Consider the following 18,208-nt stretch of genomic DNA (forward strand, 5'->3'; position numbering starts at 1 on the left):
AGGCGGCAGCCTCGCCCGGACACCGGGCAAGGGCGCCGCGGCGCCTAGCGCTGCTGCGCCAGCGCCGGCGTCCCGCCCATGCGGTGCTCGCGCAGGCTGGCAGCGGCCAGCAGCAGCGCCAGCACCGGCATCACGGCCGCGGCCAGGGGCACCGCCCAGAGGCCGGGCCCGTGGTCGATCACCCAGCCCCCCACCGAGGCGCCGAGCGCGTTGCCGAGGTTGAACGCCGCGATGTTCAGGCTCGAGGCCAGGCTCTGCCCCGCGCCCTCCGCCCGCTGGAGCACCCACATCTGCAGCGGCGCGACGGTGCCGAAGCCCGTGACGCCCAGCAGGAAGACGAAGGCCACCGCCGCCCAGCCACTGTGCTGCGCCACCGTCATCAGCCCGAGCACGAGTGCCAGCGCGAGCAGCGAGCCGAGCACGGCCCGCCCGAGGTTGCGGTCCGCGAGCCGGCCGCCCGCCAGGTTGCCCACGACCATCCCCGCACCGAAGACGAGCAGGATCGGCGACACCGCGGCCTCCGAGAACCCGGCAAGCCGCGTCAGCGTCGGCGCGATATAGGTGAAGACCGCGAAGACGCCGCCGAAGCCGAGCGTGGTCATCGCCAGCCCCAGCAGCACCGGCTTTCGCAGCATGGCCCGCATGTCCGCCCGCCAGTCCGAGGCCTCCGGCGGCGCCGTGTCACGGGGAACGAGAGAGGCAATCACCGCCAGCGCCACCACGCCGATCGCGGCCACCGCCCAGAAGGTCGCCCGCCACCCCTCGTGCTGGCCGAGCCAGGTGCCCAGCGGCACGCCGAGGATATTGGCGACCGTCAGCCCCGTGAACATCATGGCGATGGCCGAGGCGCGGCGGTCCGGCGCCACCAGCGAGGTCGCGACCACCGAGCCCACGCCGAAGAAGGTGCCATGGGCAAAGGCCGTCACCACGCGCCCGGCCATCAGCAGCCCGTAGCTGGGCGCCAGCGCACAGGCGAGGTTGCCGACGGTGAAGATGACCATCAGCCCGAGCAGCGTGCCCTTCCGCGGCATTCGCGCCGTCGCGGCCGTGAGGATGGGCGCGCCGAGCACGACGCCCAGCGCGTAGCCGGAAATAAGCAGGCCCGCCGAGGCGATGGAGACGCCGAGATCGGCGCTCACCTCCAGCAGCAGGCCCATGATGACGAATTCCGTGACGCCGATGCCGAAGGCACCGGCCGCCAGGGCGTAGAGGGCGAGGGGCATGAGGAAGGGGCCTCCAAGAGGGGCAGGGTTTCTGTCGTAGCCAAGATGGACAAGACGCGGACGGTGACCTAGGGGCCTTTCCGGCACATCATTTGTGAACGTGGTTCAACATGGCCGAGACCTTCCGCCCCGGCTTGAACAGATCGGGCGAGATGGAGGTCCTCGTCCGCGTGGTCGAGCTCGGCGGCTTCTCCGCCGCCGCCCGGGCGGCTCGGATGACGCCCTCCGCCGTCAGCAAGCTCATCGGGCGGCTGGAGGCGCGACTGGGCGCAAGGCTCATCAACCGATCCACCCGCCGCCTGCAGCTCACCCCGGAAGGTGCCGCCTTCTACGAGCGCGCCGTGCGGATCCTGGCAGACCTGGAGGAGGCGGAGCGCGCCGCGGCGGGCGGCGAAAGGCCGGTCGGCCGCATCCGCCTCAGCATCAGCGTCTCCTTCGGCGTGCACCTGCTAGCCCCGCTGCTGCCGGAGTTCCTGGAGCGCCATCCCGGCCTGACCCTCGACATCGTCCAGACGGACGCCGTGGTGGACCTGCTGGCGGAGCGGATCGACGTGGCCGTCCGCGCCGGGCCGCTCCGCAGCTCAAGCCTCGTCGCCCGCAAGCTCGGGGAGACCGGTCTGCACATCGTCGGCAGCCCCACCTACCTCGCGCGCCACGGCGAGCCGCGGAGCCTGGCGGAGTTGGAAGGCCACAACCGCCTCCACTTCGGCTACGCCCGCGCGGTCGAGGGCTGGCCGCTGCTCAGCGACGGCCAGCGCGTGCTGGTGCCGCCCGTCGGCGTGGTGCAGGCGAGCGACGGCGAGGCGTTGCGCCACCTGGCCATCGCCGGTGTCGGCCTCGCGCGCCTGGCCGTCTTCACCACCCGCGCCGATGTGGAGGCCGGCCGCCTGCGCCCCGTGCTCGAACACCTGAACCCCGGCGAAATGGAGGAGGTGCACGCCGTCTGGGCCGGCGGCAGCGGGCCCCTGCCGGCGCGCGTGCGGGCGCTGCTGGACTTCCTGGCGGAACGGGCGCGCGTCGGATGAGGGCCGGAGCCCCTACCGCATCGAAACGCCCTTCTGCCCCGCCTCCATCCGCTGCCGGATCATCGCCTGCTCCTGCTTCGAGCCCTCGGCATCCGTGAAGAAGGTGAAGATCGCGAAGCGCCGTCCGCGCGTGACCGGCAGTGCCTCGTGCAGCATGTCGCAGCCGAAAATCGCGGCGCCCCCGGTCGGCGGCTCGTGCAGGTCCGGCCCGAATTCCGGAAAGCGCAACTCCCCGCCCTCGTAATCCCCCGTGTTCAGGTTGAGGCTCATCGCGAAGCGCCGATGCGCGGTGAAGGGCGTCCGGTTGTCCCGGTGCGCCTCGAAGGCCCCCGCATCCGCCGCGTCGTAGCACCCGATCCGCGGCACCTCGTAGGAGGCGGGGACGAAGCGGAAGGCCCGCGCCATCTCCGGCACCACGCGGCGCATCAGCCGCGCCTGGAAGGTCTCGTAGAGCGCGCGGTCATCGAGGAACACGTCCGCCCGCCGCTTGATCCGGTGCGCCCCGGCGGCATCCACGCCGCCCGCCACACGGTCGCGCTGCTTCTCGCCCCGCTGCCAATGCGCCAGCAGCGCCGCCACCAGCGCCGGCTCCAGCACATCGGGCACCAGCAGCACCGGCGCCCCCGTGCGTCGCACCGGCGGCGCGGGCGGGGAGGGGGGGAGCGCCGCCAGCGCCGCCCGCACTCCCGCTTCCACCGTCTCCCCGCGCCCCGCAAAGGCCAAACGCCCGCGCGGGGAGACCAGCGCCACCCCGCCGCTCGCCAGCCCCAGCGCCCGGAACACGCCCCCCGGTGCATCGAACAGCCACCCCGGCCGAGCCTCGCCGTGCGGCGCCCGCCCTTCGACCACGAAGAGCAGCGCCCCGGCTTCCCGCGCCAGCGCCTCCGCCTCGCCCAGCCCCTCCGCCGGCGCACCGAGCACCAGCAAGCGCGGCTGCCCGGCAATCGCTTGGCCCATGAGGTCGAAGGGCTCGCCCGCGGCATCGGGCAGGACGATCGGCGGCAGGTGGTCGCCGACCAGGAACATGGAACGGTCGCTCATCCCTGCTTTCTGCCGCCGCCCCGGCCGCCGCGCCAGCGCCTTTCCGCTCGCGCGCAACCCCCCTAGGGTCCGCCGCCCATGACCGCCCCCCTCCGCATCGCGCTCGCCCAGGCCAACCCGCGGCTGGCCGCGATCCAGGCCAACGCCGCCCGCCTGCGCGCCCTCCGCGCCCGCGCCGCCGCCCTCGGCGCCGATCTGCTGGTGACGCCCGAGTCCTCACTCTCCGGCGCCGTGCCCGCCACCCTCGCGGCCCATCCCGACTTCGCCGCCGCCCTCACCGCCACCCTCGCGGCCCTCGCCGCCGAAACAGCGGACGGCGGCCCCGCCCTCCTCCTCGGCGCCCCCTGGCGGAACGGCGCGGCCCTGCACGAGGCGCTGCACCTCCTCGACGCCGGCACCCTCCGCAGCCGCGCCGCCCACGAGCCCCGCGCGGGCTACGACCCCGGCCCCGTGCCCGGCCCTGTCGCCTTCCGCACCGCCCGCCTCGGCCTCATGCCCGCGCGCGACGGCCGCGGCCCCGCCGTCGCCGAAACCCTCGCCGAGACGGGCGCCGACCTCCTCATCGCCCTCGATTCCCCGCCCCATGCCCCCGGCGCCGCGGAGCGCCGCCTCCAATCCGCCCTCGCCCGCGTGGTGGAGAACGACCTGCCGCTCATCCGCCTCGACCGCCTCGGCGCCGAGGACGAAGCGGCGCATGATGGCGGCGCCCTCGTCCTCAACGCCGACCGCAGCCCCGCCCTGATCCTCCCGCCCTTCGCCGAGGACACGATCACCCTCACCGAATGGCACCACGACGGGACCGTCTGGCGCTGCGCCCCGCAAGCCGCCCCACCCCCCATGCCGGAGCACGAGGCGACCTGGCGCGCCCTCCTCCTCGCGCTCCGCGACCATGCGGAGCGCTGGGGTGCCACCTCCTTCCTCCTGCCCCTCTCCGACAGTCCGGAAAGCGCCCTCGCGGCGACCCTCGCTCGCGACGCCTTCGGCTCCGCCGCGATCCGGGCCATCCTCCTGGAAGGGGAGGGGGAGGCCGCCGCCCGCGCTCTCGGCCTCACCGCCGAGCGGATCGATCTCTCCCCCGCGCGGGCAACCCTGGCCGCCATCCTCCCCGCTACGCCCGGCCTCGCAGCCCGCCTGCGCGAAGCCGCCCTCGACACCCTCGCCGAAGCGGGCGGCATGCCGATCCTCACCGGCACCCTCGCCACCAGCACGGCGGAAGCCTTCGCGCCCCTCCGCCACCTACCCCCCGAGACCCGCGCCGCCCTTGCCGCCTGGCGCGTCGCCCTCCGCCCCGAGAACCTGTCCGGCGCCCCCTTCGAGGCCGAAATCCCGCACCCTCCGCACGGCGCTACCCCGGACCCTTCCCGCCACCTCTGGCAAAGCCTCGCCCGCGAGGACTACAAGCGCCGCCGGGCCCCGCCCGGCGTGGCGCTCACCCCGCCCGCCCGCCCCAGCCCGCCCAACCCCCAGGGAGCCGCGACGCCATGAACACGTCCCCCCAGCCGGCCGCCCTCGGCCCCTTCGTCCGCATCAAGGACCTCTCTGGCGCGAACGGCGACGATCCCGTGGAGGAGATCCGCGGCTTCACCACCGTTGCCGACGCCGCCACCTTCGCCCGCCGCTACGTGCGGGACAGCATCGAGCGCTGCCGCGCCCCCGGCATGGACGCCGAGGCCGTGCTCGCCGCCTGGTTCGCCTTCGGCGAGGACGCCGAGGCCCTGGACCCCAGCGGCGACCACTGGACCTCCGCCGCCGACATCCGCGCCTTCGCCGAGAAGCCCCCCCGCAGGAAGAGCGAGCGCGACTGGCGCGCCCTCGACCCCCGCCGCGACCGCGATGAAGAGGAAGACGACGACATGGGCGGCGAGGAAAGCGCGTGAGGGTCCGCTTCGCCCCCAGCCCCACCGGCTGGCTCCATGTCGGCAACGCCCGCATCGCCCTCACCAACTGGCTCGAGGCGCGCAAGCGCGGCGGCACCTTCATCCTCCGCCTGGACGACACGGACACGGGGCGCTCGAAGCCCGAATTCGCCCAGGGCATCGAGGAAGACCTGCGCTGGCTCGGCCTCGACTGGGACGAGTTCTTCCGCCAGTCCGACCGCATCGAGCGCTACGTGGCCGCCGCCGAGGTCCTGAAGAAGAAGGGCCTTCTCTATCCCTGCCTCGAGACCGAGGAGGAGCTGAACTACAAGCGCGAGCAGCGCAGGAAGCAGGGCCGCGCCCCTATCTACGACCGCGGCGCCCTCAAGATGACGGCGGAGCAGCTCGCCCGCGCCATCGAGAACGGCAAGTCCCCGCACTGGCGCTTCAAGCTCAACACCCGCACCGTCACCTGGCAGGACGGCGTGCTCGGCGACCGGCAGGTCAAGCTCCCCAGCCTGTCGGACCCGGTGCTGATCCGCGCCGACGGCAGCTTCCTCTACACCTTCACCAGCGTGGTCGATGACCTCGAAACCGGCATCACCCACATCATCCGCGGCGAGGACCACGTCACCAACACCGGCATCCAGATCGACATCCTCGAAGGATTGTCGGGCCGCCCCAACCGCCTCCACTTCGCCCACATGCCGCTGCTGACGGACGCCGAGGGCGGGCAGCTCTCCAAGCGCCTCGGCAGCGTCTCGCTCCGCCAGTTCCGGCGTGACGGCATCGAGCCCGCGGCCCTCACCGGCTACCTCGCCGCGCTCGGCACCTCGAACGATCCCGTCGCCGCCAGCCCGCGCGACCTCGTGCGGCTCTGGGACATCACGCGCGTCTCCCACTCCGCCGCGCGCTTTGACACGAAGCAGCTCCTCGCCCTCAACCGCAAGCACCTGCACGCGCTGCCCTTCGAGGCCGTGAAGGATCACCTGCCGGACGGCGCCGACGAGCCCTTCTGGCTCGCCATCCGCGGCAACCTCGACCTGCTGCCCGAAGCCCGGGACTGGCACGAGATCGCCCGCGGCGAGATCACCGTCCGCCCGCAGCCGGAGGAGCGCGCGCTGCTCGAAGCCGCCATCCAATCCCTGCCGCCCGAGCCGTGGGACGAGACGAGCTGGCCCACCTGGACCGCCGCCATCGGCCAGGCCACGCAGAAGAAGGGCAAGGCGCTCTTCCTTCCGCTCCGCCGCGCCCTGACGGGCGAGGACCACGGCCCCGACCTCAAGACCTTCCTGCCGCTGATCGGCCGCGCCCGCGCGGCGTCCCGGCTGCAACGCGCGATCGGCTGACCATGCACCTGCACTTCCACGACAGCGCCCGCCGCGAGAAGGTCGAGTTCCGCCCGATCGACCCGGACCACATCCGCCTCTACGTCTGCGGCCCGACCGTCTATGACCTCGCCCATCTCGGCAACGCGCGCCCCGTCGTCGTCTTCGACGTTCTCGCCCGCCTGCTGCGCCGCGCGTTCCCGCGCCTCACCTATGTCCGCAACATCACGGACGTGGACGACAAGATCAACGCCCGCGCCCGCGAGAGCGGCGAGCCCATCTCCGCCATCACCGCCCGCACCGCCGCCGACTTCCACGCCGACATGCAGGCGCTGAACTGCGCGCCGCCCGACATCGAGCCGCGCGCCACGGGCAGCATCCCCGAGATGATCGCGCTCATCGAGCGCCTGATCGCCAACGGCAACGCCTATGCCGCGGAGGGCCACGTCCTCTTCTCCGTCGCCTCCTACCCCGATTACGGCCGCCTCTCCGGCCGCAGCACGGATGAGATGCTCGCCGGCGCGCGCGTCGAGGTCGCTCCCTACAAGCGCGACCCCGGCGACTTCGTCCTCTGGAAGCCGAGCGACGACGAAACGCCGGGCTGGGACAGCCCCTGGGGCCGCGGCCGCCCCGGCTGGCACATCGAGTGCTCCGCCATGGCCTGGAAGAACCTCGGCGAGGAGTTCGACATCCACGGCGGCGGCGCCGACCTCCTCTTCCCGCACCACGAGAACGAGGTCGCGCAATCCTGCTGCGCCTTCCCTGGCACCCGCTTCGCGCATCTCTGGATGCACAACGGCATGCTGCTGGTGGACGGCGAGAAGATGTCGAAGTCCCTCGGCAACTTCCTCACCGTGCGCGACATCCTCCAGCGTGGCCCTTGGGCCGGCGAGGCCTTCCGCCTGCTGCTGCTGAAGACGCATTACCGCGCCGCCCTCGACTACACCGCCGAACGCCTCGACGAGGCGCGCGCCGAACTCGACGACCACTACGCCCTCCTCGTCCGCGACCTTCCCGCGCCCGACGCCGACGACGCCACCGTCGCCGACATGGTCGCCTGGGCGCTGGAACCGCTCGCCGACGACCTCAACACCCCGCTCGCCGTCGCGCGCCTCCGCGACCTCCGCGCGCTGGAGAACGTCATGCAGGTCGGCGGCTCGATGACGGCCGTGCTCTCCCGCGCCGGCCGCGACTGGAAGCCGAAGCCCGGCCAAGCCGGCGCCGCGCTCCGCGAAGCCGCCGCCGCCCTCGGCCTCCTCCCCTCCGACCCCCAGGCCTGGCGGAAAGGCGGGGCAGGGGAGGGCGACGACGCGGAAATCGAGGCCGCCATCAACGCCCGCCTCGCCGCCCGCGCCGCGAAGGACTGGGCCGAGGCCGACCGCATCCGCGCCGACCTCGCCGCGCGCGGCATCGTGCTCGAGGACGGCAAGGGCACGACCACGTGGCGCCGCGCCTAGCCACCCCCGCCGACATCCCCTTCGTCATGGCCGTGGAGCGCATCCCCGGCCATGACGCCTACATCAACCTCTGGACGGAGGAGCAGCACGCCGCCGCCCTCGCCGGCCCGGACCACGCGTACCTCATTGCCAGCGGCCCGGACGGCGAGCCCGTCGGCTTCGCCATCCTCTCCGACCTCCGCGATCCCCACGGCAACCTCTGCCTCAAGCGCATCGCCATGGCCGCCCCCGGCCGCGGACTGGGCGCCGCCTTCCTCCGCGCCGTCACCGCCTGGACCTTCGGCAACACCGCTGCCCATCGGTTCTGGCTCTATGTCGTCGCCGCCAACGACCGCGCCCGCCACGTTTACCGCGCCCAGAACTTCGCGGAGGAAGGCACCCTTCGCGAGGCCCGCCTGGAGGCGGACGGCACGCGCACCGCGCTGATCCTCATGTCCCTCCTTCGTCGCGAATGGAGCTCCCAGACGAGTCGTTGACACCGCCCGGCCTGCCGTTGTCGGCTCGCCATAAGCGGCCGCCCCGGCCCGCACAGGAGGCCGCGATGTCCGACCCCCGCACCATCCCCGCCGCCACCCGCCGGGGTCTCGCCACCCTGGCCACGGCGCTGGCCGCCGGCCTTGCCCGCCCCGCCCTCGCGGCCTTCCCCGATCGCCCCCTCCGCCTCCTCGTCGGCTTTGCCCCGGGCGGCACGGTGGACACCATGTCCCGCATCCTCGCCCAGGGCATGAGCGGCGTCCTCGGGCAGCAGGTGGTGGTCGAGAACCGCCCCGGTGCCGCCGCCAACATCGCCGCCGAAGCGGTCGCGAAAAGCGTCCCGGACGGCACCAACCTTCTCTACGGCGTCTTCTCCCACGCCGTCGCGCCCGCCCTGCTGCGCCTCACCTACGACCCGCTGACGGACCTCACCGGCGTCTCCCAGGTGGTGAAGGTGCCCGTCTTCCTCTTCGCCGCTCCCAACGCGCCCTTCAACACCGTCCAAGAACTCGTCGCCGCCGCGAGGGTAAGGCCCGGCGCCATCACCTTCGCCTCCGGCGGCGTCGGTTCCTCCGCCCATCTCGCACCGGAGCTGCTGGAGCGTCGCGCCGGCATCTCCCTCGTCCACGTCCCCTTCCGCGGCGGCGGCCCGGCGCTTCAGGCCCTGCTGGCCGGCGACGTGCAGCTCCTCTGCGACACTCCCCAGACCTCCACGCGCGGCTTCCTGGAGGAGCGCAAGTTCAAGGCCATCGCCGTCATGGCCGAGGCCCGCCTGCCCAGTTACCCCGACATCCCCGCGATCAGCGAGGCCGGCCTCGGCAGCGGTCTCGAGGTCCAGGCCTGGCAGGGTGTCCTCGTCCGCGCCGGCACGCCGCCCGAGATCGTGGAAACCCTCCACGGGGCCATCCTTCGCGTCATGGCCATGCCCGAGACTCTCGCCCGCGTCGAAGCCCTGGCCGTGGAGGCCGCCCCGAGCGACCCCGCCGCCTTCACCGCCTTCTTCCGTGCCGAGGTCCGCCGCTGGACCGCCGTCGCGCGCGAGGCCGGCATCACCGCGCAGTAGCACAGGCCACGCGATGAGGGCTGCATCCGGTCGACAGGCCCCGGCGGCTGGAACCGGGCTCCGAATGGGATGGGGCGTCTTCCTCGCCTGCTGGCTCGCCGCGGCCGCCATTGCGCTAGCCCTCGGCCGCGACACGAGCTGGGACCTGCGGAACTACCACTTCTACAACGTCTACGCCCTGCTGGAGGGCCGGTGGAGCATCGATCTAACCCCGGCGCGGGCGCACACCTTCCTCCACCCCGGCCTCGACCTGCCCTTCTACCTCCTCACGCAGAGCCCCCTGAACGCCTGGCCGCGCACGGTTTCGGCCCTGCAGGCCGGCTATGCGGGCCTGCTCGCCTTCCTGGCTATCGCCCTGGCTAATCTCGCCCTCCACGGCGACGCCCGCCGGGTGACGCCTGCGAGCGCACTGGCCGCCCTCTTCGGTCTGACCGGCGCCGCAACCCTGCCGGAGGTCGCCTCAACCTATAACGACATCCAGACCGGCTGCCTCGTCCTCGGCGCGCTGCTCGTCCTGCTCCTCGCCCCGGTTGCCGAGGGCACCCCTCGCGCGGCAGGGCTGCGGTTGCTGGCCGGATTCCTCGGCGGCGCCGCCATGGGCCTGAAGCTCACAGCCTTCATCTTCCCGCCCGCCCTCGCGCTCGCGGCGGTCGTCGCAGCACGCGGCGGCGCGGCGCGGCTGCGTGCCCTCGGCCCCCTGTCGCTCGGCGGAGCGCTGGGCTTGGCGATCACCTACGGCCCGTGGGGGTGGTTTCTGTGGCAGCGATACGGAAACCCCTTCGGCTCCTTCGCCAACAACATCTTCCGCTCGCCGCTCTTCCCGCTCGAAGGGCAGCGCGACGAGAGCTTCCTGCCAGACAGCATCGGTACGGCAATCATCTACCCCTTCATCTGGGCCCGCCGCTCGGTCGCGGTCGTGCTGGAGCCGCCGCTCGCCGATCCGCGCTTCGCCATCAGCCTCACCGCGCTCCTGCTCGCCATCATCCTGGCGGCCTGGCGCCTCCGCCGCGCCACCCGGAGCCCGGCGAACGGCAGGGAGGAGGTGGCCGCCCGCTCGACGGCGGCCATCCTTGCCTTCATCCTCGCGGGCTATGCCGCCTGGCTCGTGACCTTCTCCATCCTGCGCTACACGGTCCCGATCGAAGCCTTGCTCGGCATCCCCGTCTGGGCCGCCGCGCGCGAAGTCCTGCTGGTCTCCCGCCCCGCCGGCGCCCGGATCCTGCCGGCCGGATGGTGGCGCGCCGGCGCGACACTCACCCTCGCCACCGCCTTCTTCATCTGCGCCATCGTTACGGAGTACCCCGCCCACCCGCGCGAGCCCTTCTTCTGGGAGCGCGAACCCCGGGGCGCCGCCGTGCTCTCCGTTCCCCGCGCGCCCCTGCCGGAGGGCTCGCTCGTCGTCCTGCTCGGCCCGGCCGTGTCCTTCGTCGCGCCTTCCCTGGCGGCGCCCGGTGTCCGCTTCGTCGGCGGTCCCAACCCCAACTGGGCAGGCGCGGCATCCGATCCGGCCAGCTACGCGGCGCTGGTGCTCCGGGAGGTCCGATCGCATCCCGGGCCGGCCTTCCTGCTGCTGGAGGACCCTTCCGGCTACGACACGGAAGCCGCGGAGGTGCTGGGCATCACCTTCGACTCGGCCTCATGCCGCCTGGTGCCGAACAACGTCACCCGGGTGGTCCGGCTCTGCCGCTGGCGGTAATTCGACGCGCCGCCCTCCCTGGGCAGGGCAGGAACCCCTTGCCGAACCCCGCGCCGCACGGCATGGGCCGCCGCATGAGCCTTGACGCATGACCGGCAGAGAGGGCGGCGCCGCCCTGGAACCCCCGCCGGGCGAGAGCCCCATCGTGGTCCTCGTCCGCCCGCAGCTCGCGCAGAACATCGGCACCGTCGCCCGCGCCATGGCGAATGGCGGCCTGTTCCACCTCCGCCTCGTCGCCCCGCGCGACGGCTGGCCCCAGTCCACCGCCTGGCGCGCCTCCTCCGGCGCCGACCGCATCCTCGACGCCGCCACCGTCCACGAGACGGTGGAGGACGCCGTCGCCGACTGCCACCGCGTGCTCGCCACCTGCCCGCGCCCGCGCCACGTCATCATCCCCGTCCTCACCGCCCGCGCCGCCGCCGCCGAACTCCGCTCCATCAACTCGGGCAGCCTCCGCGCCGCCATCCTCTTCGGCCCCGAGCGCGCCGGCCTCGACACCGAGGACCTCGCCCGCGCCGACACCCTCGTCCGCTACCCTCTCAACCCCCAGCACATGAGCCTGAACCTCGCCCAGGCCGTGATGATCCTCGCCTACGAGTGGTGGACCGCCGAGGAGCCCACGCCCCCGCGCGCCTTCATGACGAACGAGACCCGCGTCGCCACCAAGGGCGAGCTGGAGGGCTTCCTCGGCCGCCTCGTGCGGGAGCTCGACGCCTGCGGCTTCCTCTCGAACCTTCCCAAGCGCCCGGGGATGGTCCGCAACCTCCGCCACCTCTTCGAGCGCGGCGAGGTGACGGAGCAGGAGCTCCGCACCCTCCACGGCGTCGTCACTGAACTCTCCCGCGGCCGCGTCGCCCGCGGCGGCCCGGCCGCCCCCGAACCGGGGGGCACCGACCCTGGAACGGTGGACCCCCAGATCGACGGTTAGCCATCCGCCCACCAGCCGTGCCAGTCTCCCGGTATGGAAACGACCAGGACCCCTGGCGACGAGCAGGGGGGTGACCGCCGCCCGATCGCCGCGCGCAACACCGGCCCCGCCAATGCCCTCGCCGCCTGGCTGATCGCGCGCCGGGCCTCGCCGAACGGCATCTCCGCCGCCGGCATGGTGGCCGGCCTCCTCGCCGGCCTCGCCCTCGCCGGCACCGCCTGGTGGCCGGGTGCGGCCCGCCCCCTATGGATCGCGGGCGCCCTCCTCATCCAGCTCCGCCTGCTCGCCAACCTCATGGACGGCATGGTCGCTATCGGCCGCGGCGTCGCCTCCCCGGTGGGCGAGCTCTGGAACGAGGTGCCCGACCGCGTCTCCGACACCGCCGTCCTCCTCGGCCTCGGCATCGCCGCCGGCAGCCCCGCCTGGGGCCTCGCCGCCTCCCTCGCCGCCATGGCCACCGCCTATATCCGCACGACAGGCCGCGCGGCCGGCGCTCCCAGCGACTTCCGCGGCCCCATGGCCAAACAGCAGCGCATGGCCCTCGTCACGGCCCTTGCCGTGTGGTGCGCCCTCACGCCCCTCTCCTGGCAGGGCGCGCTGCCGGCCTGGGCACTGATCGCCATCACCGCCCTCGCCACCGTCACCGCACTCCGCCGCCTCCTGGGCACCGCCCGCGCGCTGAGGGCGCGCGCATGATCCCGCACCCCGAGGGCGGCGCCTTCGCCCACCCCGTCACCACCGGCATCATCCTCGCCACCCTGGCCGTGCTCGCCGTCTCCGGCCTCGCCATCCTCTGGCTCTCGCACTCCGGCCGCGCGAAGCCCGAGTTCCGGCGGGAACTCTGGCTCCGCTGGGCCTCCTGGTGCGTGCTGCTGCCGCTGATGCTCGGCCCGGTCCTCATCGGCCGCGTGCCCACCATCCTCGCCGTCACGATCCTCTCGCTCGCCTGCTACCGCGAATACGCCCGCGCCACCGGCCTCTTCCGGGAACGCGTGCTGAGCCTCGTCATCGTCCTCGGCATCCTCGCCGTGAACTTCGCGGCGCTCGACCACTGGTACGGCTTCTTCGTCGCCCTCTGGCCGCTCACCGCCTGCGCGCTCGCCGTCTGCACCATCCCGCTCGACCGCCCCGCTGGCTACATCCAGCGCACGGCGCTCGCCATCCTCGCCTTCATGCTCTTCGGCGCGGGCCTCGCCCATCTCGGCTACATGGCGAACGACCCCGGCTACCGCCCGCTCGTTCTCCTGCTGCTCACCGCCGTCGCGCTGAACGACGTCGCGGCCTTCACCTGCGGCAAGCTCATCGGCGGCGCGAAGCTCCTGCCCGCCACCAGCCCGAACAAGACCGTCTCCGGCGCCATGGGCGCGGTCGTCGTTACCACCACCCTCGTCGCGCTCGTCGGCGCCGCCATCTTCCGCGGCACGCCGCTCGCCAATCCCGTCTGGCTGGTCGCCATGGGCGCGCTCGTCAGCGTGGCCGGGCAGGCGGGCGACCTCCTCCTCTCCTCCATCAAGCGTGACCTCGGCATCAAGGACATGGGCACCGTCCTGCCCGGCCATGGCGGCGTGCTGGACCGCTTCAACTCCCTCCTCCTCGTCGCGCCCGCGGTCTTCCACCTCGTCGGCTACTTCGTCGGCTTCGGCCTCACCGTGCCCACGCGCGTCATCACCGGCTGAGTGCGGCATGGACTGGAATCTCCGCCCCGCCCGGGATCTCGGCCTAACGCCTGCTGACCGCCTCCGCAGCCTCGGGCGGGAGCCCGGCCTCGTGGGCCTCGCCGTCAACACGGCCTGGCGCCGCGCCGTCCGCGCCTATCTCCGGACCGCCCACCGCTTCCGCATCGAGGGTCACGACAACCTCCCTCGCAGCGGCCCCTTCGTCATGATCGCCAACCACGCGAGCCACCTCGACGCCCTCGCCCTCTCCGCCGCCCTCCGCGGCCCCGCCGCCCGGCGCGCCCACGCCCTTGCCGCGGGCGACCTCTTCTTCGCCAACAGCGCCCGCGCCGCCCTCTCCGCCTATGCCATCAACGCGCTGCCCGTCTGGCGCGGCCGCAGCCGCCGCGGCGACCTCGACACCATGCGCGCCCGCCTCGCCGAGGACTCCCTGGCCTATATCCTCTTCCCCGAAGGCACCCGCAGCCGAACGGGGGAGATGGCCCCTTTCCAGCCCGGCCTCGGCATGCTCGTGGCCGGCACCGACATCCCCGTCGTCCCCTGCTGGCTGGAAGGCGCCCGCGAGGCCTGGCCCGCCCAATCCCGCCTGCCAAGGCCCGGTCGCCCGCTCACCCTCACGATCGGCCCGCCCCTCCAGTTCCCGGAGACGCGCAACGACCGGACCGGGTGGGAGGCGGTTTCCTCACGCGCCGAAGCGGCCGTTCGGGGGCTCGCTCCTTCCCGGCAAGGCGGCGCCCAGACTGCCGGGGGCGGGCAAAAGCCGCCCAAACCAGTTTAGCGCCCGCGGATCGACTCCCCCGCCATCAGCCGCTTCAGCGTCCGCTTCCCCATCGCATAACCGATCCATCCCGCGATCGGCCCGGCCGGGATCACCAGCACCCAGCCGGCATGGGCGTTCTGGGTCACCATCCCCAGGCCGACCGCCAGCATCAGCCCCCCCACCAGCGCCCCGAGGACCCCGGCCGAGAGCCCGAGGAGGAGGATTTCTTCGCGCATGCCCATGCCGCCCGGTATGGCACCGCCCCGCGCTTTGGCAAGGTTCGTTTGACAAGCACGCCCGCATCCCCTATCGGCCGCGCTCTTCCCGGGAACGTGGACGTGCCAAGGGGCCTTTGCCCCGGAACGGCGCGCGCCCGCCTTCGGCAGTTCCGCCGAAGGACTACCAGGACAACATCACGGGCATCGGCCACACCGCGAATGCGGGGGCGTAAACCCGGACCGCACTGAAAGGACCCGGCGCATGACCAAGCGCGCGGAAAGCAAGTACAAGATCAACCGCCGCCTCGGCGTGAACCTCTGGGGCCGCGCCAAGTCCCCGATCGCCAAGCGCGAGTACGGTCCCGGCCAGCACGGCCAGCGCCGTAAGAACAAGCCGACCGACTTCGGCATTCAGCTGATGGCCAAGCAGAAGCTCAAGGGCTACTACGGCAACATCGGCGAGAAGCAGTTCCGCAAGTACTACGACGAGGCCGTGCGCCGCCGTGGCGACACCTCCGAGAACCTGATCGAGCTGCTCGAGCGCCGCCTCGACGCGGTGATCTACCGCATGAAGTTCGCGGTTACCCCCTTCGCCTCCCGCCAGTTCGTCAACCACGGCCATATCACCGTGAACGGCAAGCGCGTGAACATCCCCTCCTACCTCGTGAAGGATGGCGACATCATCGAGGTGAAGGAGAAGTCGAAGGGCCTGACCGCCGTGCTGGACGCCGCCCAGTCCGGCGAGCGCGACGTGCCCGAGTACATCCAGGTGGACCACCGCCAGATGAAGGGCAGCTTCGTGCGCGCCCCCAAGCTGTCCGACGTGCCCTACCCCGTGCAGATGGAACCGAACCTCGTCGTCGAGTTCTACTCGCGCTAATAAAGGTTCGAGTTCTACTCGCGCTAATAAAGGTTCGAGTTCTACTCGCGCTGATAAAGGTTCGAGTTCTACTCGCGCTGATAAAGGTTCGAGTTCCTCTTGCGCTGATGGGTTCGCGCTGAACCCTGCGCCCATCGCAGCGTTGCCCGGACGGCCGGAGGGGATACCCTCCGGCCGTCCTCGTTTTCAGGGAATCGCCCGCGTGCAGCAGGACCACCTCCGCCGCCTCCTCTGCCTGCTCCTCCCCTGGGCGCAGATCCTCGTCGCCTTCTTCCCCGCACTCGGCATGGGCACCTCCATGGCCGCGGTCGCCGCCGCCTCCCGAACCCCGGTTGTCCCGGCCGGCTACGCCTTCTCCATCTGGAGCCTCATCTTCGCCCTTGCCGCCGCCTACGGGATATGGCAATTTATTCCTGCCAACCGCGGAAGCCCTCTCGCGCAGCGCACCGGCTGGCCGCTCGCCGGCGCCTTCGCCGCCAACACGCTTTGGGAGTTCATCTCCCAGCTCTCCGCCAGCGTCGGCTTCGGTCTCTTCCTGATCATCGTCATCGGCACGGCCTGCGCGCTCACGGCCCTCTTCGTCGCCCGCAACACGCCGGAGGCGGGCCTCGGCGCCCGCTGGATCGTCACCCCGCTCACCGGCCTGCTGGCGGGCTGGCTCACCGCGGCCAGCTTCGTGAACCTCTCCACGGCCGCCCGCACGGCCGGGATGATGCCGGAACACGGCATCGGCGCGACCCTCTTCGCGGTCGTCATCCTGCTCGCGGCCGGCGGCGCCGCGGCCGCCATCGCCTGGCTCCTCCGCCGGGACGCCGCCTGGTTCGCCGGCGCGGTCGGCTGGGCCTTCCTGGCCGTGATTGCAGCCAATCTCGGCATCAACCAGGTGAACATCCCGGCCGCCCTGGCCGCCGCCGTCATGCTCGCCCTCGTCGCCGCCGTCACCTGGCAGCGCCGCCGCGCGACGACGCTCGCCGCCTAGCCGCCTAGCCGCCCCGCCGTAGCCGCGGCAGTACCAGCAGCGCCACCACCAGCAACTGCCCTGCCGCCAGAAGCTGCGGCAGCAGCCAGCTGCCCGTCAGCGTCACCAGTGTGGCGAAGATCGCCGGTGGGATGAGGTAGCCGAGGAAGCAGAGCGTGCTCGACCCCGCCGTCGCCTCCGCGATCCGCCCGGGCGGCGAGAGCCGCGCGACCTCCGCCTGGTAGATCCCATTCCAGCTCGCCACCAACGAGCCCGCGAGACCGCCGATCGCCAGCGTCGGCAGGAAGCCGAGTGGAGGGAGCAGCACGAAGACCGCCACCACGGCCGCCCCGCCCAGCCCCTGGCCGATGAGGTTCATCGCCGCATTGCCCGTCCGGTCCGCCGCCCAGCCGAGCACCACCCGTGCCAGCACCCCGCCTGCCTGCATGGCCGCGAAGACCATGCCCGCCTCCACCAGCGTCATGCCGTGGGTCTCCGTCAGCCAGGTGACGGCGAAGGCGAAGAAGCAGCCCTGCACGGTCGCGAGCGAGCAGGCGAGCGCCGTCAGCGGGGTCAGCAGCGGGTGCAGGCGCAGCGCCGCAAAGGGTCCGACGATGTTGCGCCGGCTGAACAGCGCGCGCATTCCCACCGGCCGGTCCGGTTCCCGCTCCACGTCGAGGGAGGCGCGGCTCGGCTGGATGACCAGGGCCGACACCACCGCGATCCCGACGGCGAGCGCCAGCGCCCCGGGCCAGCCCCAGGCCACCGCCACGGGGGCGAGGACGAGCCCCGCGATCATGCCGCCGAGCGGCGCGCCCGCTTGCTTGATGGAGAAGATGAGGGAACGGTGCCGTGGCGGCGCCGTCGCCGCCAGGATGCGGCTGCCCGCGGGCGGCGTGGGCCCGTAGCCGAGGCCGATCATGACGGAGGCCGCGGCCAGCGCGATCGTGCCGCCGAGGGAGGCCAGGGCCATGCCCGCTGCCCCGATCAGGGCGCCCGCCTGCAACGTCCTCACCGGACCGAGCCGGGCGAGGATGGGGCCGCCGAGGATGAGGAAGACGAGCACGCCGAGCGTGCCGAGGGCCGAGAGGTGGCCCGCCGCCTCGGGCGGCAGGCCGGCGCTGCCGGTCAGGAGCGGGGCGAGCACCGGCACGCCCTGGTTCAGGAAGGCCGCCACCGTCTGCATCAGCAGCGTGACGGAGAGGGCGACCTTCCAGGAGGCGCCGGCGAGGCTGCCCGAGTTGTCGGGCGGCACGCCGCCGGCCAGCGGCTCAGGCCGCCTGGGAGTGGGGGACGCCGTTCTCGGAGAGAAGCGTCGCCAGCTCGCCGGACTGGAACATCTCGGTGATGATGTCGCAGCCGCCGACGAACTCGCCCTTCACGTAGAGCTGGGGGATGGTCGGCCAGTTGGAGAAGGCCTTGATGCCCTCCCGGATCTCGCCGTTCTCAAGGACGTTCACGCCCCGGAAGGGCACGCCCATGTGGGAGAGGATCTGCACGACGCGGGCGGAGAAGCCGCACTGCGGGAAGACCGGCGTGCCCTTCATGAAGAGGGTGACGGGGCTCGCGTCGATTTCGGACTTGATCTGCTGGAAGACCGGGTTGTCGGACATAGGGGTGACTCC

Annotated in this window: 19 protein-coding genes; 14 read left to right on the forward strand and 5 right to left on the reverse strand. The window is 72.7% G+C overall.

Annotated elements, in window-relative coordinates:
* Positions 1 to 44: 44 nt before the first annotated feature.
* A complete protein-coding gene (locus tag BO39_RS00630; RefSeq protein ID WP_043829041.1) occupies positions 45 to 1,223 on the reverse strand; it encodes an MFS transporter in 1,179 nt (392 codons plus the stop codon).
* Between the two features lie 110 nt (positions 1,224 to 1,333).
* On the opposite strand from BO39_RS00630, the gene BO39_RS00635 reads away from it, so the two are divergent.
* Positions 1,334 to 2,248, forward strand: a complete 915-nt coding sequence (locus tag BO39_RS00635) for a LysR family transcriptional regulator (protein WP_043829043.1) — start codon at positions 1,334 to 1,336, stop codon at positions 2,246 to 2,248.
* Between the two features lie 12 nt (positions 2,249 to 2,260).
* Here the strand turns inward: BO39_RS00635 and BO39_RS00640 are convergent, their stop codons facing one another.
* Entirely contained in the window at positions 2,261 to 3,289 is a 1,029-nt protein-coding gene (locus BO39_RS00640) for a 2OG-Fe(II) oxygenase family protein (protein ID WP_043829045.1), read from the reverse strand.
* Between the two features lie 78 nt (positions 3,290 to 3,367).
* Here BO39_RS00640 and BO39_RS00645 point away from each other — a divergent pair, with 78 nt between their 5' ends.
* The 11 genes from BO39_RS00645 (at position 3,368) to BO39_RS00695 (ending at position 14,545) form a co-directional block, all read left to right on the forward strand.
* Complete coding sequence (locus tag BO39_RS00645) at positions 3,368 to 4,774, forward strand: nitrilase-related carbon-nitrogen hydrolase (RefSeq protein WP_052401253.1); 1,407 nt, start codon at positions 3,368 to 3,370, stop codon at positions 4,772 to 4,774.
* Entirely contained in the window at positions 4,771 to 5,166 is a 396-nt protein-coding gene (locus BO39_RS00650) for a hypothetical protein (RefSeq protein WP_043829047.1), read from the forward strand. The genes BO39_RS00645 and BO39_RS00650 overlap by 4 nt, the downstream gene beginning before the upstream one ends.
* The gene (gene gltX / locus BO39_RS00655; protein ID WP_043829049.1) at positions 5,163 to 6,494 is read left to right on the forward strand and encodes a glutamate--tRNA ligase; all 1,332 of its coding nucleotides are present in this window, start codon (positions 5,163 to 5,165) and stop codon (positions 6,492 to 6,494) included. Before BO39_RS00650 ends, gltX begins: the two co-directional genes overlap by 4 nt.
* Positions 6,495 to 6,496: 2 nt before the next feature.
* Entirely contained in the window at positions 6,497 to 7,930 is a 1,434-nt protein-coding gene (gene cysS, locus BO39_RS00660; protein ID WP_043829051.1) for a cysteine--tRNA ligase, read from the forward strand.
* On the forward strand, positions 7,915 to 8,406 hold the full coding sequence (locus BO39_RS00665) for a GNAT family N-acetyltransferase (protein WP_043829053.1): 492 nt from the start codon (positions 7,915 to 7,917) through the stop codon (positions 8,404 to 8,406). The genes cysS and BO39_RS00665 overlap by 16 nt, the downstream gene beginning before the upstream one ends.
* Before the next feature lie 65 nt (positions 8,407 to 8,471).
* The gene (locus BO39_RS00670; RefSeq protein ID WP_052401254.1) at positions 8,472 to 9,467 is read left to right on the forward strand and encodes a tripartite tricarboxylate transporter substrate-binding protein; all 996 of its coding nucleotides are present in this window, start codon (positions 8,472 to 8,474) and stop codon (positions 9,465 to 9,467) included.
* Positions 9,468 to 9,531: 64 nt separating this feature from the next.
* Positions 9,532 to 11,163 carry a hypothetical protein gene (locus BO39_RS00675; protein ID WP_043829055.1) on the forward strand — a complete coding sequence of 544 codons (1,632 nt, stop codon included), beginning with the start codon at positions 9,532 to 9,534 and terminating at the stop codon, positions 11,161 to 11,163.
* 88 nt (positions 11,164 to 11,251) lie between these two features.
* A complete protein-coding gene (locus BO39_RS00680) occupies positions 11,252 to 12,091 on the forward strand; it encodes an RNA methyltransferase (protein ID WP_052401255.1) in 840 nt (279 codons plus the stop codon).
* Between the two features lie 33 nt (positions 12,092 to 12,124).
* A complete protein-coding gene (locus BO39_RS00685; protein ID WP_052401256.1) occupies positions 12,125 to 12,787 on the forward strand; it encodes a CDP-alcohol phosphatidyltransferase family protein in 663 nt (220 codons plus the stop codon).
* On the forward strand, positions 12,784 to 13,767 hold the full coding sequence (locus tag BO39_RS00690; protein WP_043829057.1) for a phosphatidate cytidylyltransferase: 984 nt from the start codon (positions 12,784 to 12,786) through the stop codon (positions 13,765 to 13,767). Before BO39_RS00685 ends, BO39_RS00690 begins: the two co-directional genes overlap by 4 nt.
* 7 nt (positions 13,768 to 13,774) lie before the next feature.
* Positions 13,775 to 14,545 (forward strand): lysophospholipid acyltransferase family protein, encoded by a 771-nt coding sequence (locus tag BO39_RS00695; RefSeq protein WP_043829059.1) that lies wholly within the window; start codon positions 13,775 to 13,777, stop codon positions 14,543 to 14,545.
* Here the strand turns inward: BO39_RS00695 and BO39_RS00700 are convergent.
* Complete coding sequence (locus BO39_RS00700) at positions 14,542 to 14,763, reverse strand: hypothetical protein (RefSeq protein ID WP_232480008.1); 222 nt, start codon at positions 14,761 to 14,763, stop codon at positions 14,542 to 14,544. The two genes, BO39_RS00695 and BO39_RS00700, sit on opposite strands and share 4 nt — an antisense overlap.
* A 244-nt stretch (positions 14,764 to 15,007) precedes the next feature.
* Between BO39_RS00700 and rpsD the strand changes: the two genes are divergently transcribed.
* Positions 15,008 to 15,625 carry a 30S ribosomal protein S4 gene (rpsD, locus tag BO39_RS00705; protein ID WP_043829063.1) on the forward strand — a complete coding sequence of 206 codons (618 nt, stop codon included), beginning with the start codon at positions 15,008 to 15,010 and terminating at the stop codon, positions 15,623 to 15,625.
* Positions 15,626 to 15,827: 202 nt separating this feature from the next.
* Positions 15,828 to 16,604: a hypothetical protein gene (locus BO39_RS00710; protein WP_043829065.1), complete on the forward strand. Its 777-nt coding sequence runs from the start codon at positions 15,828 to 15,830 to the stop codon at positions 16,602 to 16,604.
* 4 nt (positions 16,605 to 16,608) lie between these two features.
* On the opposite strand, the gene BO39_RS00715 is transcribed toward BO39_RS00710, so the two are convergent.
* Both BO39_RS00715 and grxD read right to left on the reverse strand, forming a co-directional pair.
* Entirely contained in the window at positions 16,609 to 17,838 is a 1,230-nt protein-coding gene (locus tag BO39_RS00715) for an MFS transporter (RefSeq protein WP_084697731.1), read from the reverse strand.
* 16 nt (positions 17,839 to 17,854) lie between these two features.
* The gene (grxD, locus tag BO39_RS00720) at positions 17,855 to 18,196 is read right to left on the reverse strand and encodes a Grx4 family monothiol glutaredoxin (protein ID WP_043829067.1); all 342 of its coding nucleotides are present in this window, start codon (positions 18,194 to 18,196) and stop codon (positions 17,855 to 17,857) included.
* Positions 18,197 to 18,208: the final 12 nt, after the last annotated feature.

This window comes from Roseomonas aerilata DSM 19363 (assembly GCF_000711725.1).
GTDB classification, from domain to species: Bacteria; Pseudomonadota; Alphaproteobacteria; order Acetobacterales; family Acetobacteraceae; genus Roseomonas; species Roseomonas aerilata.